Raw genomic sequence first — 16,764 nt, forward strand, 5'->3', positions numbered from 1 at the left:
GGAAGTACAATGAAGGTATATTGTTTGCAATCTTTCGTTTTCTGCATGATATAATATATGGGTAGGAAGGTGAGGGTTATGAGGTACAAAATCACCTGTCTTTTCATATGCCTAGTTTGGATTTCAGGCTGCAGTCAAAGTGAAACAGCCTCAAATCAGCCATCTGTTCAGCAGAAAAGCATAGTTGAGCTGAGCAAAAAGGAAACCATTCCTGCCAGCTTTTTTCCGGACCCTGTGAAAATCGTATCGATTGGCGACTCCTTGACTCAAGGTGTCGGTGATAGTAAAGATAATGGCGGGTATCTGCCTTATTTACAAAATAAGCTGGAAAAAGAACCATCGATTACTTCAGTTGAGATGATTAATCATGGCATACGTGGAAATAGGACCGACCAACTATTGAAAAGACTGGATAAGACTAGGATTAAAGAAGACATAAAGCAAGCTGACTCGATTGTCGTCACAATCGGTGGAAATGATATCATGAAGGTCTTTAAACAGAACTTCTCCAACTTGGAACTGAATCAGTTTGATTCGGCAAAAATAGGCTATGAAAAAAGATTAAGGCAGATACTTGATAAGGTTCGTTCAGAAAATGATTCTGCGCAAATTTACCTTGTAGGCGTCTATAATCCATTTTCCAAATGGTTCGGAGATTTTTATGAACTTGATAGGATCATGAATGATTGGAATGAAAGCGGAAAAGAGATCATTGAAGAATATGATTCAGCCTATTTTATTGAAATAGCAGATATTTTCGAGAATTCCGAAGAAGATTTGCTGTATGCCGAGGATTATTTTCACCCAAATGATCGCGGATATGAATTAATCGCGACAAGAATCTATAATGATATGGATATTACCACTATCGGAAAGGACACATTGGAAGCGAGTGCCAAAGGAGATGATGACCAAGAATGACAAATGTCAAATGGAAGACTTTGTTTATTTCCCTATTAGCCCTAAACATCCTGGTCATCCTGTTTGTAACGATTTTAGTTAATCTGCCGACTAAAGATAAAGATCTGATACCCAAAGTAAGCCATGAAGAAGATATCCAATTTCAAATTCATACGAATCGGGAAGATTTGACAAGATTAATCAACCAGTATCTGGATAAAGAGGGATTGACGGGATCCATTCACTATGAAGTGTATTTAACGGATGAAGTCGAATTATATGGAACAATGCCATTTTTCAACCGTGAAGTGGAAATGAAATTGACTTTTGAACCAATTGCCCAAAAGAATGGGGATTTGATCCTGAAGCAAAAATCAATTGCAGTCGGTAAAATGAACCTTCCTGTTTCATATGTAATGAATTTAATAAATGAGCGTTATAATATGCCGGATTGGGTTAGCATCAGTCCCAATGACGAAAGTATTTATGTGTCATTACAGGATATGGAACTGAAAAGCGATATTAGGGTTAAAGCGAATGAATTCGATCTGAAAAATGATGATATTTCATTTTTATTGACCATCCCATCATCATTACAGTGATAGGGAATAGATGGATAAAAAACCAGGATCATTGCATCCTGGTTTTTTATCCATTTATGGAGATAGCGTTAAGGTTTCCAGTGAGGATGACTGCCGATTCGAACCAATTAAATAAATGGATGTAGGAGTATTTACTTGGAAGGCTTTGTTTGGCAAAGGGAGTGCGATTTCTTTTGTCCCAGCTATCCTCACTTCGAAGTCTACTATCATGGGATGTATATTAAGATATTCGCTTGCTTTCCTGAAATGTAGTTGATCAAAAACAACATCTCCATCTCTGACGGCAATATCCACCGGTAGTAAATCATGTGAAAGCTGGATGAATCGTATCTTTGCTTCATTTGGAGGAACAAATGGATTATCTTCGAAAGATAACATGTTCAATGATTCATTAGTCAGGGAAGATGCAAGAGCAATGGTGTATGAAGTTCCGCTTTCGAGAGCTACTTTACAGCTTAAAAGAGGTAAGGCGCTTTGTCCGCTGCGATATATGTCCAATGGGTACTTGCCAGGGGGTAGCGGTAAATAACCATTGTTCTCTTTAAATGAGAAATTTTTAAGGATACGCATTTCATTTAAATAAACATCAAATGAGGGAGCTGTTGGGGCAGCATGCAAAAAGCGTACTTGTACAGGAAGTGGCACATTCATTTGTTCATATCTCAATTGTTGTGTTGATTTTTCGAGACTTTTCAAATGGTTATGGAAATAATAATCATGTAATTGCGGTTTATCGCTCATTTCCAACACCTCTCATTTTTCCAGTATGTTCTTATCATATGTTGTCATGCTTGGGCGTGTGTCTCCCGTATAAAAAGATGGGGGACGATTTTTCGTAAAAGGGTCGATCGGCATATTATTTTACATGCTCACTTAAAAGCGTTAAAATTCATTCATTGGATTGTTTGTAAAAAAGGAGGATTTTCATTTGACTAAGCAATTAGAGAAGGCAACATTCGCAGGCGGATGTTTCTGGTGCATGGTGAAACCATTCGATGAACAGCCTGGCATCGAATCCGTTATCTCTGGCTATACGGGCGGGACTACGGAAAACCCTACGTACAAAGAAGTTTGTTCCGAAACCACGGGCCATTATGAAGCAGTTCAAATCACCTTTGATCCAAGCATGTATCCATATGAGGAGATAATCGAGTTATTCTGGCAGCAAATTGATCCGACAGATGCTGGCGGGCAATTTTATGACCGGGGAAGTTCTTATCAAACGGCCATTTTTTATCATGACGAAAACCAACGTAAAATAGCAGAAGCATCCAAAGCTAAGCTGCAGGCAAGCGGGAAATTTTCAGGACCGATCGTAACGCCTATTATACCAGCCAAAACGTTTTATCCAGCCGAGACATACCACCAGCATTATTATAAAAAGCAACCTGAGCATTATGAAAGATATTCGGTTGGTTCAGGACGGAAAGCATTTATACAACATCACTGGGGGGAAAAAAATGAAAAGTAATGAAGAATTAAAACAAAAACTCACTCCGATTCAATATGAAGTCACACAAAATAATGGAACGGAACCAGCCTTTAACAATGAATATTGGAACTTGAAGGAAGAAGGATTATATGTGGATATTGTTTCAGGCAATCCTCTTTTCACTTCAAAGGAAAAGTTCGATTCAAGCTGCGGTTGGCCAAGCTTCACTAAACCGCTTAAAGAAGAGGAAGTAGTGGAAAACCTCGATACGAGTTATGGTATGAGAAGGATAGAGGTTCGCTCAAAAACTGCCGATTCTCATCTGGGTCATGTTTTCAATGATGGGCCGGGACCGTCGGGCTTACGCTATTGTATCAATTCTGCATCATTAAGGTTCATCCCGCTCCAAGATCTTGAAAAAGAAGGATACGGAGAATACAAAAAGCTGTTTGATTGAATGCAAAACCCCCTATCAGCTAATGATAGGGGGTTTTTTATTGGGTCATATTCAATCTGTGATGATTGACGCGATCCGGACATATGGAATGGTGGTAAGTTCCATTGCTTTAGTCCTGCCAGTCACTTCGAAACGGACAGTATGTGAACCGGGAGGAAGCCCATTTGTGATAAATAAATATCTTTCACGGGCAAATGGCCACCACGTATTCAAAGTCGTGATTTCATTTCCGTCGATCCATACATTCACTTCCCCGCCATCAGGACTTCTAAGCAGTTTCACACCAAGCATACTTCCCTTGAAGTTATATTCAATCACACTGCCCTTTTCACTGCTTGTGAAATAGCCGCCCCTTGGACGGAAGCCGCTTATTTTTCCATAGTGGTCAATTTCCGATAATTCAAATCCAGAACGGGTATGCAGCTTAGATGGAAGGACTGCTACAGCCTTTTCCCGTTTGATGTTATCCAGGAACCGTTCATAAATTGCATCAGCATATAATTTATAACCCAGCCCATTTGGATGAATCAAATCTCTTGTCAGCTGTTTTTCTGTATATCCTGAATCTTTGAATATAGGTCGCATATCCACATTGGTTGCACCGTAATGTTTGGATAAAAGTCCGATGGCTGAAGCGAATTCCTCATATTTCAAGGAACTCTCTGTTATTGTGAATAATTCAGCATTAGGGTGGAGACGTTTCGCCTTTCTCATTAACGCTTCATATGTCATGGTAAAATCATCGACATTCATATATTTGCGATCATTCTCACCAAAAACGAAGAAAATCAGATCTTTATGATCATGCTCCCTTTTTTTGGAAAGCTTGAATAAGCCTTCAAAAGCAGTGGCTCCACTTTGGACCACGTAGTCACCGTGTAAAGAAATATCATTGGCTTCATTCATCTTATTTTCTAACTGGTTGAACCATGTTAGTTCAGGCTTTTCAGCTCCCGACCCTCTTCCGATACTGTCACCAATAACGAGATATTGAATGGGCTGGCCTGATTGGAATTTTTGATAAACATTTATCGAATCATCTGAACCATATGTTTTAGGGACTTTTTGAAGGATATAGCTGATTAGTAGGATCGTGGCGATTGCAGCGAAAGGGATGAAGGATTTTACGTTCGTTTTCAATTATGTTCCCCCGTATTGCCTTTTATGTATCCATGTAGGTATGAGATATCTTAAAGAGGCTAAGAATTGTTTTTTCCTTATTATATCCCAATTTTAACGTAACACAATAAATATGAAACGTTTTTTTTGACATTTTTCATGGTTACTTGCGGTATTTCAGCCATTGAATGATGAACGTTGAAGATGGTGTTGTTTGAAGTTTTTTCTTAAATCCAGAAAAATGGGCAAATGCACAGACCAAGGCGGGCGTATTGACATATGGTAAGGTGTAAAGAGAAATAAGAATTCTAAAAGGAGTGAAACTTAATGTACGGATATGGTGGAAATGTTGCAGGACCAGGATACGGTTATGGCGGTGGATATGGCGGCGGATACGGCGGCGGCGGTTGCTGCGGATTTGGATCAGGCTTCGCATTAATCGTTGTCTTGTTCATTCTATTGATTATCATCGGCGCTTCATTCTGCTGCTAATACAATAACCAAAAGACCAGCTGATAAAGCTGGTTTTTTCTTTTTGGGAGGAATGTGGTTGGACCATTTTAGATTCCATGGTTGTTGACTGAAAAGGCAGGTTACATCCAAGTTGGAAAGGCGATACATCACCCATCTTATTTCCAATCCTGATACCAGCATGGCCAATCTGCAAGAAAATAACTTGTGTGAAGGACATACCATAAAGGTTCTGGGTTTTTCTTTGTTCACCATTTCTGCTAAAATAACGACAGAATGTAATTAATTTAGGGGGATAAAGATATGAAACCTTCCGGTTTACAAGCAGGGGATGAAATTCGCGTAATCGCTCCTTCAAGAAGCTTGGCGATTGTCAAAGGGGAACAACGCAGATTGGCAGAAGAAAGGTTGACTGAACTTGGCTTTAAAGTGACATATGGTGAAACGGCTTTGTTCCATGATGACTTTTTCTCGAATTCGATCGAAGACCGGATCGAGGATTTGCATGAGGCGTTCAGGGATCCAAATGTGAAGGGGATTTTTACAGCCATCGGGGGGTATAACGCTAACCAATTGTTACGGTATATCGACTATGATTTGATTAAGGAAAATCCAAAAGTGCTGATGGGATATAGTGATATAACAGCGCTTTTATTGGCCATTTATAATAAAACAGGTTTAACTACATATTCAGGTCCTCATTTCTCGACGTTCGGGATGAAGGCTGGTCTGGAATATACGATGGAATATTTTAAAAAGGCTGTAATTGAAAGTGAAGGCTTTTATCTTGAGCCAAGTGAGACGTGGAGTGATGATTCCTGGCATTTAGAACAGGATGAACGAATTTTCCACCCGAATGGTGGATATATGGCCATTCAGGAAGGTGAAGCGGCTGGAACAATCATTGGAGGTAATCTTTGTACACTCAATCTATTACAAGGGACAGAGTTCATGCCGTCTTTAAAGGACAGTATCCTTTTCATAGAAGATGACGAAGAAAGCCATCCATTCAGTTTTGACCGGGATTTACAATCCTTGCTCCATCAGTCAGGTGCAAGTGGGATTAAAGGAATCGTCATCGGCCGTTTCCAAAAGGATTCAGGAATGACTGAATATGCCTTGCGGGAAATCATCACTTCCAAAAAGGAGATAAATGGCATACCTGTGATCGCTAATGCCAACTTTGGTCATGTCCATCCATTTGTAACGGTGCCGGTTGGTTCAAAAGCAGTAATGAAGGTGAAGAATGGAAAAGCGACGATCCAGATTCTTTCATGACATTATGAAGACGCCGTTCAAAAAGTGGACGGTGTTTTAATCTGTTCGGGATATGTATGAATATATTTTGCATTCTGGTGTATTTTAGGAGTCTTTCCTCTTGTAAGCCATTGGAATTGTCCTATTTTACAAGCATTATTAGGGAATATGAGTCTAATAGTTCAAATTCTTTATTTTTCTGATATAATACTAAGAGATTTAAAATAGAAAAGGTGATTATGTGTTATTAACAATTCCAGCATCCATTCGTTTAGAAGGGGCTTTGGCCGAGTATAATAAAAAAGGCCGTGTGAGCCATACATGTTTCGTATGTAACGAAGACACTTCTAATGGGGATGCAAGTAACTTGAACTACTATAAGTTAGGAACTAAAAAAGTTTGTCATTCCTGCATGAAAAATGTTTTGCGTCATCCGTCTTTAAAAGAGTATGAATATGTACATACTTCAGTTATCGATAAAACTGCTTTTTATAAAAATGTGCTGGCTGTTTTAAAGGATGAAAGTTTTTTGGAATCAATTCGTGAAGAAAAACTAAATAGCGTATTGTAAGAACAAAGTGTATCTCTTGCGGATACACTTTTTTTTGTCGCCATTTTTTCGAGGGTCTCTCATGAAACCAAGAAACTTATCCGATTACATGCCTAGGTCAATTTCCTTAGCAAGATTGCCTTCACTTGGACATACACTTTAATATATTGCATTTGTTTTTAAAGAGAAGGAGTGTGCAGGCTTATGGAGCAGTCTTCATTAATCAAACCGGTCCTGGGAGGAGCCTACCCGACTATCAGTCATGGTCAGGGAGTTTTTTTGTACGATAAAGATGGAAAGGATTACCTAGATGCTTCTTCCGGTGCTGTTACAGCCAATATTGGCCATGGAGTCCAGGAAGTCATTGAGGCGATGGTCAAACAGGCTAAACAGGTTTCATTCGTGTATCGTTCCCAATTTACCAGCGATGCTGCAGAGAAACTTGCCGGGAAAATTGCAGAATTGACAAAAGGGGAACTGACATACAGCTTTTTTGTAAACAGCGGCTCCGAAGCGACTGAAACGGCATTGAAAATTGCCATTCAGCATTGGCAGGAAAAAGGGAAGCCAAAGAAACAGAAAATCATATCGAGATGGATGAGCTACCATGGCATTACGCTGGGAGCTCTTTCAATGTCCGGACATCCGATTCGCCGAGAACGATTTACTCCTTTGCTTGAATCATATCCTTCTGTATCTCCTCCATATTGTTACCGATGTCCACTTCAACTTGATTCGCATTCGTGCGGAATGGCCTGTGCTTCAGAATTGGAAGCATCAATCCGGCGTATTGGCAGTGAAAATATAGCGGCATTCATTGCTGAACCTGTTATCGGCGCTGCAGGAGGGGCAATCGTTCCTCCAGATGGTTATTTTCGAAAACTCAAGAAAATATGCGAGGAGAATGATATTTTATTCATTGCGGATGAAGTAATGACCGGATTTGGACGTACCGGAAAGATGCTTGCTTCCGAATATTGGGATGTGGAACCTGATATCGTAACATTTGGTAAAGGCATGAGTGGAGGGTATACCCCGATAGCAGCCGCAGTAATGACCAAAAACGTGATGGAGCCCATATTGAAAGGCTCGAAATCAATTATTGGAGGCCATACGCTTAGTGCTAATCCGTTATCATGTGCGGTATCTTTGGCCGTTTTGGAATATGTCGAAAGGAATGAACTTGTCGAAAAATCGGCCGACAGAGGGAATTACCTGATAAGGGGCTTGAAAAAGTTGGCAGAGAAGTATTCCTTTATCGGTGATATACGAGGGAGAGGTTTATTGATTGGCATTGAATTTGTCCAGGATAAAGCAACGTCGGCCCCATTTCCGAAGGAGGCAGACGTGACCAATGTAATCATTGAATTGGGAACGAGAAATGGAATACTACTTTATCCCGCAGCCGCAGGCCTTGACGGTGTAACCGGGGCAGCCATCATCATCTCCCCTCCGTTAACGATATCGGAAGAGGAGTGTGCTGAATTGTTAATGAGAGTCGATATAACGTTTAGGCAATTCAATGAATCGATAGGTAAACGTTCATCACAACAAGGAAGTGAGTCATAGTGGTGGAAAATACATTCCAGAAGATTTGTCGTTTGGAAGATGTGCGCCATCACTTCAAAGATCATCAGTCCATCCTCTATGGGGGATTCGGTGGCATAGGGACGCCTCCGGGATTGATCAATCTGATTTTAGAATCAGGCATTAAGGATTTAACCTTGATTGGGAACGATACAGGTTTCCCCGATATCGGAATCGGAAAACTGGTCACGCAACGCAGAGCGAAAAAGATCATCGTTTCCCATATCGGTTCCAATCCTAATGCAGGACTATTAATGAACAATGGAGAACTCGAAGTGGAGTTCTCTCCGCAGGGGACACTAGTCGAACGCATCCGGGCCGGAGGGATGGGACTAGGGGGTATATTGACCGATATTGGAATGGAGGCCGATATCGTCCGGGACGGCAAGCAAACCGTAAAGCTGGGGAAGAAAAACTATCTGGTGGAACCGGCATTAACTGCAGATATCGCCATTGTTTACGCAGAAATGGCAGATCCTTATGGAAATCTTATATTTGATAAAAGCGCCCGGAACACGAATCCAATCGTTGCTGCCGCTGGACAAATCACTATAGTCGAAGCCATGCAAATCGTTCCGCTTGGCTCTTTGGATCCAGAGGATATCATTGTTCCGGGTGCCTTTGTCGATTATATCATTCCATCAAAAGGAGTCGATTGGAAATGGGTTTGGGAACAGAAGATAGAAATAGAATAGCGAAACGCGCAGCAGCAGAAATAAGCGATGGGATGCTGGTCAATTTGGGAATTGGCATTCCATCACTTGTACCAAATCATCTTTTGGATGACCATAAAGTAATGTTTCATGCGGAAAATGGTCTTGTGGGAATTGGCAGTACTCCTGAAACGGGGAAGGAAGATGCACATCTTTGCAATGCAGGTGGACTGCCGATCACCATTAGAGCCGGGGCTTCCTACTGTGACAGTACTGTTGCATTTGGGATGATACGGCGTGGCAGGGTGGATATCACGATTCTAGGAGCCCTTCAAGTAAGTCAAGCGGGGGATCTCGCTAACTGGATTGTCCCGGGTAAGCGGGTGCCAGGCATGGGCGGTGCCATGGAGCTGGCGGCAAAGGCCAAAAAGGTCATTGTCTTGATGGAGCATAATGATAAAGCGGGCATGTCTAAATTAGTCAAAAAATGTACGTTGCCGTTAACTGCCAAGAAATGCGTACATATGATCATCACCGAATTAGGCGTGTTTTCCGTAACTTCGGGGGGCCTCCTTTTAACTGATGTATTTGATACGTCCAGCATTCAGGAAATCAGGAATCGGACCGAAGCCTCGTTTACCGTCTCTGAAAACATCGATATTTTAAAAGAATGAGAGAGGAGAAAATGGATATGTATGAGGAAAAAATAAGAACATGGTTGAATGAACATCGGATGAATGGGGTTCAGCTTTTGCAAAAACTGGTTCAGGAACCGAGCAAAAGGGGGCAAGAAGGAAGTGCACAAGCCATAGTGGTCGAGAAGTGCAGACAACTTGGTCTAGAAATAGATCTTTGGGAAATCGGGGATGAACAATTAAGAAAACATCCCCATTTTTATTGCGATCGCCGGGATTTTAAAGGGAATCCGAATCTTGTGGCTATTAAAAGAGGAACGGGCCAGGGGAAATCCCTTATTTTAAACGGACATATTGATGTAGTTCCTGAAGGAGATCATGCAGCATGGCACGATGATCCGTATAGCGGCAAGTTGATTGACGGGAAAGTTTTCGGACGGGGAACGACGGACATGAAGGGCGGCAATGTATCTTTATTGCTGGCCATTGAAGCGATCGTCGAATCCGGAATCAAATTGAAGGGGGATGTGATATTCCAGAGTGTGATTGAAGAAGAAAGCGGTGGTGCCGGCACACTTGCGGCAGTCTTACGGGGGTACAAAGCTGATGGTGCAATCATTCCAGAGCCTACAAATATGAAACTATTCCCTTTACAGCAAGGTTCGATGTGGTTTCGACTGAAAATAAAAGGCAAGTCTGCACATGGAGGCACAAGGTATGAAGGAGTCAGTGCAATAGATAAAGCGGTTGGTGTAATGAAAGAAATCAAGATGCTTGAACAACAACGGAATGAGTCACTCCGTCATTCACTATATAAAAATGTCCCTATCCCCATTCCAATCAACATAGGCAGCATTCAAAGCGGGAATTGGCCTTCCTCCGTGCCGGATACAGCCGTTCTGGAAGGTAGATTCGGTATCGCCCCGACAGAAACCATGGAAGAAGCACAAAAGTCGCTGATGGAGCGAATAGATGCTTTAAACCGGAGTGATGCATGGTTTAAAGAAAAACCGATTGAATTAGAATGGTTTGGGGCCAGATGGCTGCCTGGCAATCTCGAAATAGATCATCCGCTCATGAAGACAATTGGCACATATTATGAAAAAGTGGTAGGGGAGGAACCGCTTGTCGAAGCGTCCCCTTGGGCGACGGACGGAGGGTATCTTTCTTCAGTTGGCTCTACCCCCGTAGTTGTGTTTGGACCAGGGGAAACGAAGATGGCCCATGATTCGAACGAATATATAGAGGTGGATAAAATGATGGAGGCTGCGGAAGTCATCGCATTGACCATGATAGAATGGTGTGGGGTGGACCAGGAATAATCATATTTCCCAAGGTCTGATTCCAGGAAGGGTCAGGCCTTTCGCAACAATTTTCGAAGATGTGAAAGGAGCGGACAAATGGAGGCTGGAATCATTGAAAAAAGAATCCAAAAGCCAAGGTGCACCATACATATTACGATCGACCATTTTAATAAGCGAATCAGGGTTGATGATTATCTAGGTCATTTTCAAGATTGCGTGGAGGAATCTTTAAAGGTGGCTAAAGACATTTCAGCAGAAAAAATCATCTTCAAGTCACGCAAGGAAAACGTTCTGTCATTGCTTGCTCAAGGCTTTCTATATGAAGGGAGCATCGATAAATTCTTTTTGGGAAGCGACTGTTTCTTCCTTGTTAAATATAACCTGAATGCAAGGCGCAATAGTGCAGAATGGGAAAAGGAAGATCAAATCCTTACCGATGTACAGAGGCTGCCGATACAATCCGGAAATGATAACCCGCCGTCAGCCTATCAAGGGCGTAAAGCGGAAGTTACCGATGCACTTCAACTGGCCCGATTGTATGGGGAGGTTTTTAAAGTGTATCCCACACCGATGAATGATCCGCTATATGTGAAAAAGTGCATGGAAAAGGGAACGGTTTTTTACATTTATGTCCATGGAGACAGGATTGTCAGTGCTGCCTCAGCAGAAATTGATTCCTTTTATCATAATGCAGAAATCACCGATTGTGCGACATTGCCGGAACATCGGCAGTACGGCTTGATGAAACACTTGATTTCCGCTCTTGAAGAATATCTTATTTCACATGGCATTTTTTGTATCTATTCGATTGCCAGGTCGCTCTCATTCGGCATGAATGCTGCATTGCATCAGCATGGATACTCGTACCGCGGACGTTTGGCCAATAACTGTTACATCTTCGATAAACTGGAAGACATGAATCTTTGGGTGAAAAATTTCACTTGAATGCTCAATTTTAGGCGGTACATGACAAGTTTTTGGCATTTCCTCATATACATCTAGCAAGAAGGTCTTGAGGAGGGATATCTTGCCAAGTGAATTTTTTAATACAAGTGAAGTATTGGAAGCCATATTAGAAACCATTGATGAGGGCATTCATGTGATAGATCCAAAAGGACAGACCATCTTTTATAACGAAGTGGCGGCCAATCATGATGGGATGAAAAGAAGTGAGGTGCTTGGGAAACCGTTGCTTGAAGCCTTCCCTTCTTTGAATCACAAATCATCGACATTGCTGCGGGTCATTAAATCTGAAAAACCAATCTACAACTATAGCCAATCGTATGTAAATGCACATGGGCGAATCATTGAGACGTTAAACACGACGCTCCCCATATATGTAGATGGGTTTATGATAGGAGCTATAGAGATTGCCAAGGATTATTCAAGCTTGAAGCAATTATCTGAAAGATTAGCAGACCTGGAAAGCTCTCTCAAGACGATCAAAAGTCCTGAAAGGAAAAAGCCCGGAACCGGTGGATTATATTCTTTCACTGAAATCCTGACTATTGATGCTGGATTCAAAGGTCTGATCTCACAAGGGAAAAAGGCTGCCCGCTCCTCCTCATCGGTATTGGTTTATGGGGAAAGCGGTGTAGGAAAAGAGCTTTTTGTTCAGAGCATACACCAGAATTCGAGCCGGAGTAAAGAACCATTCATCGCGCAAAATTGTGCAGCCTTACCAGAAAATTTATTGGAATCGCTTCTATTCGGTACCGCTAAAGGAAGCTTCACTGGTGCTGTGGAACGCCAGGGACTGTTTGAATTGGCCAATGGCGGAACCTTGTTTTTGGATGAATTGCAATCGATGCCGATTGACTTGCAAGCAAAGCTTTTGCGTGTTCTCGAAGATGGGTTCATAAGGAGGATAGGTGGAACAAAGAGTGTACAGGTGGATGTGAGGATCATGGCAGCGATGAATATAGATCCGAAAAAGGCGGTATCGGATAACAAACTAAGGCCCGATTTATTTTACCGATTGAACGTATTGAGCTACGAGCTGCCCCCGCTAAGGGAGCGGATTGATGATATAGAGCTTCTTACTGAACATTTCATATCCATATTTAACAGTAAATTAGGATTGTCCATAAAAGGCGTGGATGAGCAGACAAAGGTTTTTTTTCGGGAATATCATTGGCCTGGAAATGTAAGGGAGCTTAAACATACCGTAGAATTCATGATGAACCATACGGAGAATGATGTTTTGAACCTTGCAGATTTGCCCCAGTCTTTAAGAAAGCGCAACCCATCTAAAAAAATACTTCCGCTTCGTGAGGCCATGGTTGAGATGGAAACAAAATTGATTACCGAGGCCCTTCTTCAAACGAACGGCAACGTTTTCCAGGCATCGAAGCTCTTGCAAATTCCAAGACAGACCTTGCAATATAAAATTAAAAAGCATATTTGAATGGAAAAAATCCGGATGCCAGCCAGCAGTCCGGTTTTTTTTTATGGGCTTTTGAATTATTGGGTCATTTTGGCACCCATCTTGCATTTAATACTACTATCATAACTCAGGAGGTATAACCATGTTATTTGACTTATATAAGCCAGATCGCAATTGGAAAGATATAGAGCTATGGAAAGATATAACCGAAGAACAATGGAACAACTGGCTGTGGCAGCTTACGAATACGATCCGAACTGTTGATGATTTGAAGAAAGTGATAAACCTGACTCCGGATGAAGAGGAAGGTGTGAGGATTTCCACAAAAACCATTCCATTGAATATCACCCCATACTATGCTTCGTTAATGAATAAAGATGACCCAAGGTGTCCAATCAGAATGCAATCAGTCCCAATCTCGGAAGAAATGCATAAAACCAAATATGACATGGAAGACCCCCTTCATGAGGATGAGGACTCCCCAGTGCCGGGACTGACCCATAGATATCCGGATCGCGTTCTTTTTTTGGTGACGAATCAGTGCTCCATGTACTGCCGTTATTGTACGAGAAGACGCTTTTCAGGACAAATCGGCATGGGCGTGCCGAAAAAACAATTGGACGCTGCAATCGGTTATATACGTGACACACCGGCAGTTCGGGATGTCCTTATTTCAGGCGGGGACGGATTATTGATCAATGATACGATCCTTGAATATATCCTCAAAAACTTAAGGGAAATTCCTCATGTTGAGATAATCAGGATAGGTACGCGGGCTCCAGTTGTTTTTCCTCAAAGAATCACCGAAAATTTATGCACCATATTAAAAAAATATCATCCCGTTTGGCTGAATACTCATTTCAATACCTCGATTGAAATTACCGAGGAGTCAAAGAAAGCATGTGAGATGCTTGCCGATGCAGGTGTACCTGTGGGCAACCAGGCGGTTATTTTAGCGGGGATCAATGACAGTGTCGCAATCATGAAAAAGCTGATGCATGACCTTGTTAAGATTCGTGTCCGTCCTTACTATATTTATCAGTGCGATCTGTCGGAAGGCATCGGTCACTTCAGGGCTCCCATTTCAAAAGGCATTGAAATCATCGAGGGGCTCCGAGGCCATACATCCGGGTATGCTGTACCTACCTTCGTCGTCGATGCTCCAGGAGGGGGAGGGAAAATCACGCTTCAGCCGAATTATATCCTTTCACAATCTCCAACAAAAACGGTGCTGCGCAATTTTGAAGGTGTGATCACCACATATCCCGAACCTGAGCAATATACACCAGGACTTGCAGATGATTACTTCAAAGGGGTATATCCTGATATGGAAGAAAAACAATCAGATATAGGTGTATCTGGTTTAATGAACGACAAGCAATTCAATTTAGTGCCTGAAGGACTGAAGCGAATGAATCGACGGGAAAATTACGTGACCAACCCGGAGCATGCTTCATTAAAAAATCAACGTGAAAAGCGAGATCAATTAAAAGAAAAGAAATTCCAGGCACAACAAAAAAAGGGCACTCCAAAAGGGGATGAATAGCATGGAAACTTGTCCATGGTGTGAGAAAGGGAAGCTTGCATCAGTAAATGGGACTGTGTATTGGGAACTGCCGGATGGAACGAGGGCAGTTGAAATTACGGAGACCCCCTCATCTCATTGTGAGAGTTGCGATGCGCTTTTTCAAAGTGATGAAATAGTGAAGGAAATTGAAAATCAACTATTTTTAATTGATTCGAAACAGTTAGGGAAACAGACGACGTATGACGAGTTACTGAAGATGAAGAGAGTGTTAAAGCGGAATTATTTTGATTTTGGGAAGTAACAAAATAATTAGAATTAGAAGTTGCCTCATCTACTTTTTTGGTGAGGTTTTTCTGTGCGCCCGGCGGTGCGGCCTATAGGGTGTACATCTCGAACGGTGAAGGCATTAATGGAAATTTCTTCATTGGGTATTAGGGTAGATGAAAAAGTACGTTAAAACAACTAATTTTTATTTTCTAAATAGGAAGAGCAGAAATAAAAAGACCTATTGAAACAAAAATTAAGATCCCTGCGGCTGTAACAGCAACGCAGGGACAATAGATGCAATTAATCCAATCGTTGCTAGACAAAATGAAGGAAGAGGGAATTCCTTATACTTTTTTAGCATTTTAGAGAACAAAGCTGGAGCATCATCGCCATCTGCGAGGGTCACAAGGAGTGTTTTTACCCCAAATAATGAAACGGTCATTGTTGAAAAAACAGCTAAGATAATAGTTGCAGTAAATACATGTGGAAAAAAAGAAAAATGATATTTATCTAATGCCGTTACAAATACATATTCATCCCCCCTCTAAAAGTGATTGTGAGAAATTACCACTATTAATAAACATTTTTTGGGATAACTTAGAAATAAAATCTTAAAAGAAAGGATAAATATATGAAAACAAAAGGGGTTTCATTAGCCATTCTTTCTACCATAGTCAATGTGCTTTCTGGCTGTGAATCATTAGCGGTCTTAGATCCTAAAGGGCCTCAAGCCCAAACGCAAGCCAATGTGATTTGGCTATCAATTGCGATCATGGCGGTTATTGTTATTGTTGTTTGTGCTATTTTAGTCTTTGTGTTAACGAAATACCGTGACTCTAAACTACCTAAAGAATATGAACCACCCTACATTGAAGGGAATCATGTTGTTGAAACGATTATTGTTGGGGTGCCAATTTTAATCGTCATTTTCTTCTCCGTTGTTTCTGTAATTTCCAATAATAAAGTGGAAGCCACTCCGGAAGGGTACAAAGGTCAAGATCCATTAGTTATTTACGCTTCGTCATCTGACTGGAAGTGGCATTTTAGTTATCCAGAAAACGATATCGAGACAGTAAACTACTTGTATATTCCAACAAATCGACCACTTGAATTTAAACTTTATTCATTCGGGCCTATCACGAGTTTCTGGATTCCACAACTTGGCGGTCAAAAATATGCCATGTCTAACATGGTGACCACATTACACTTAGCAGCGGACGAATCAGGGGAAATGATGGGACGAAATGCAAACTTTAGTGGGAAAGGATTCGCTGAAAATACGTTCCACGTCGAAGCGATGTCTCAAGATAAGTTTGATGAATGGGTAAAGGAAGTTAAAGAAACTGCGAAACCTATTACTGAAGTAAGATTCAATGAATTATTAAAACCGGGTCATGAGGGACAGTTAACGTTTACTGGAACTCATTTAGACTTTTCACCAGCTCCAGAAGGTGAAAATGCTGGACATCATCATGGCTCAAGTGACTCTAACACGAATTCAAGCGGTGAACATATGGAGCATGATCATAAGTCAAGTAATAGTAAAGAAAAATCAGCACACAATCATGAATAATTTCTTAGTCTATCTCAAGAAAAATATTATTTTCTGAAAGGAA

At 41.4% G+C, this 16,764-nt stretch carries 18 protein-coding genes and 1 pseudogene; 16 read left to right on the plus strand and 3 right to left on the minus strand.

Annotated elements, in window-relative coordinates; translation table 11 throughout:
- Positions 1-78: 78 nt before the first annotated feature.
- Together ACFVS1_RS06805 and ACFVS1_RS06810 are read left to right on the plus strand one after the other, a co-directional pair.
- Positions 79-921, plus strand: a complete 843-nt coding sequence (locus ACFVS1_RS06805; RefSeq protein WP_352920693.1) for an SGNH/GDSL hydrolase family protein — start codon at positions 79-81, stop codon at positions 919-921.
- Entirely contained in the window at positions 918-1,502 is a 585-nt protein-coding gene (locus tag ACFVS1_RS06810; RefSeq protein WP_101225282.1) for a YpmS family protein, read from the plus strand. Before ACFVS1_RS06805 ends, ACFVS1_RS06810 begins: the two co-directional genes overlap by 4 nt.
- 54 nt (positions 1,503-1,556) lie before the next feature.
- Here ACFVS1_RS06810 and ACFVS1_RS06815 read toward each other — a convergent pair whose 3' ends face one another.
- The gene (locus ACFVS1_RS06815; RefSeq protein ID WP_387545885.1) at positions 1,557-2,243 is read right to left on the minus strand and encodes a DUF4397 domain-containing protein; all 687 of its coding nucleotides are present in this window, start codon (positions 2,241-2,243) and stop codon (positions 1,557-1,559) included.
- 187 nt (positions 2,244-2,430) lie between these two features.
- Between ACFVS1_RS06815 and msrA the strand changes: the two genes are divergently transcribed.
- Both msrA and msrB read left to right on the plus strand, forming a co-directional pair.
- Positions 2,431-2,973 (plus strand): peptide-methionine (S)-S-oxide reductase MsrA, encoded by a 543-nt coding sequence (msrA, locus tag ACFVS1_RS06820; RefSeq protein WP_387545887.1) that lies wholly within the window; start codon positions 2,431-2,433, stop codon positions 2,971-2,973.
- Positions 2,963-3,391 carry a peptide-methionine (R)-S-oxide reductase MsrB gene (gene msrB / locus ACFVS1_RS06825; RefSeq protein WP_352920700.1) on the plus strand — a complete coding sequence of 143 codons (429 nt, stop codon included), beginning with the start codon at positions 2,963-2,965 and terminating at the stop codon, positions 3,389-3,391. The genes msrA and msrB overlap by 11 nt, the downstream gene beginning before the upstream one ends.
- A 51-nt stretch (positions 3,392-3,442) precedes the next feature.
- Here the strand turns inward: msrB and ACFVS1_RS06830 are convergent, their stop codons facing one another.
- Positions 3,443-4,531: an SGNH/GDSL hydrolase family protein gene (locus ACFVS1_RS06830; RefSeq protein WP_387545889.1), complete on the minus strand. Its 1,089-nt coding sequence runs from the start codon at positions 4,529-4,531 to the stop codon at positions 3,443-3,445.
- A 306-nt stretch (positions 4,532-4,837) separates the two neighbouring features.
- On the opposite strand from ACFVS1_RS06830, the gene ACFVS1_RS06835 reads away from it, so the two are divergent.
- The 11 genes from ACFVS1_RS06835 (at position 4,838) to ACFVS1_RS06885 (ending at position 15,182) form a co-directional block, all read left to right on the plus strand.
- Positions 4,838-5,002, plus strand: coding sequence for a YjcZ family sporulation protein (locus tag ACFVS1_RS06835; RefSeq protein ID WP_352920704.1), 165 nt, complete (start codon positions 4,838-4,840; stop codon positions 5,000-5,002).
- 282 nt (positions 5,003-5,284) lie between these two features.
- Complete coding sequence (locus tag ACFVS1_RS06840) at positions 5,285-6,259, plus strand: S66 family peptidase (protein WP_387545893.1); 975 nt, start codon at positions 5,285-5,287, stop codon at positions 6,257-6,259.
- Positions 6,260-6,479: 220 nt separating this feature from the next.
- On the plus strand, positions 6,480-6,809 hold the full coding sequence (locus tag ACFVS1_RS06845; RefSeq protein WP_089364046.1) for a hypothetical protein: 330 nt from the start codon (positions 6,480-6,482) through the stop codon (positions 6,807-6,809).
- A 183-nt stretch (positions 6,810-6,992) separates the two neighbouring features.
- Positions 6,993-8,357 (plus strand): aspartate aminotransferase family protein, encoded by a 1,365-nt coding sequence (locus ACFVS1_RS06850; RefSeq protein ID WP_387545896.1) that lies wholly within the window; start codon positions 6,993-6,995, stop codon positions 8,355-8,357.
- A gap of 23 nt (positions 8,358-8,380) precedes the next feature.
- On the plus strand, positions 8,381-9,070 hold the full coding sequence (locus ACFVS1_RS06855) for a CoA transferase subunit A (protein WP_352920872.1): 690 nt from the start codon (positions 8,381-8,383) through the stop codon (positions 9,068-9,070).
- The gene (locus tag ACFVS1_RS06860; protein WP_352920710.1) at positions 9,037-9,702 is read left to right on the plus strand and encodes a 3-oxoacid CoA-transferase subunit B; all 666 of its coding nucleotides are present in this window, start codon (positions 9,037-9,039) and stop codon (positions 9,700-9,702) included. The genes ACFVS1_RS06855 and ACFVS1_RS06860 overlap by 34 nt, the downstream gene beginning before the upstream one ends.
- Positions 9,703-9,713: 11 nt before the next feature.
- Positions 9,714-10,985 (plus strand): peptidase, encoded by a 1,272-nt coding sequence (locus ACFVS1_RS06865; RefSeq protein WP_352920711.1) that lies wholly within the window; start codon positions 9,714-9,716, stop codon positions 10,983-10,985.
- A 78-nt stretch (positions 10,986-11,063) separates the two neighbouring features.
- Complete coding sequence (gene ablB, locus ACFVS1_RS06870; protein WP_352920713.1) at positions 11,064-11,912, plus strand: putative beta-lysine N-acetyltransferase; 849 nt, start codon at positions 11,064-11,066, stop codon at positions 11,910-11,912.
- A gap of 82 nt (positions 11,913-11,994) precedes the next feature.
- Positions 11,995-13,374: a sigma-54 interaction domain-containing protein gene (locus ACFVS1_RS06875; RefSeq protein ID WP_352920715.1), complete on the plus strand. Its 1,380-nt coding sequence runs from the start codon at positions 11,995-11,997 to the stop codon at positions 13,372-13,374.
- A 121-nt stretch (positions 13,375-13,495) separates the two neighbouring features.
- Positions 13,496-14,899: a lysine 2,3-aminomutase gene (gene kamA, locus ACFVS1_RS06880; protein ID WP_352920717.1), complete on the plus strand. Its 1,404-nt coding sequence runs from the start codon at positions 13,496-13,498 to the stop codon at positions 14,897-14,899.
- Between the two features lies 1 nt (position 14,900).
- On the plus strand, positions 14,901-15,182 hold the full coding sequence (locus ACFVS1_RS06885) for a YokU family protein (protein ID WP_387545901.1): 282 nt from the start codon (positions 14,901-14,903) through the stop codon (positions 15,180-15,182).
- A 237-nt stretch (positions 15,183-15,419) separates the two neighbouring features.
- Here the strand turns inward: ACFVS1_RS06885 and ACFVS1_RS06890 are convergent.
- Positions 15,420-15,683 (minus strand): annotated as a pseudogene (locus ACFVS1_RS06890) (amino acid permease); the annotation flags it as partial.
- 96 nt (positions 15,684-15,779) lie between these two features.
- Here ACFVS1_RS06890 and qoxA point away from each other — a divergent pair.
- Positions 15,780-16,721: a cytochrome aa3 quinol oxidase subunit II gene (gene qoxA, locus ACFVS1_RS06895; protein WP_387545903.1), complete on the plus strand. Its 942-nt coding sequence runs from the start codon at positions 15,780-15,782 to the stop codon at positions 16,719-16,721.
- The last annotated feature ends 43 nt before the right edge of the window (positions 16,722-16,764 follow it).

The organism is Peribacillus sp. NPDC058075, from assembly GCF_042885195.1.
Taxonomy (GTDB): Bacteria; Bacillota; Bacilli; order Bacillales; family DSM-1321; genus Peribacillus.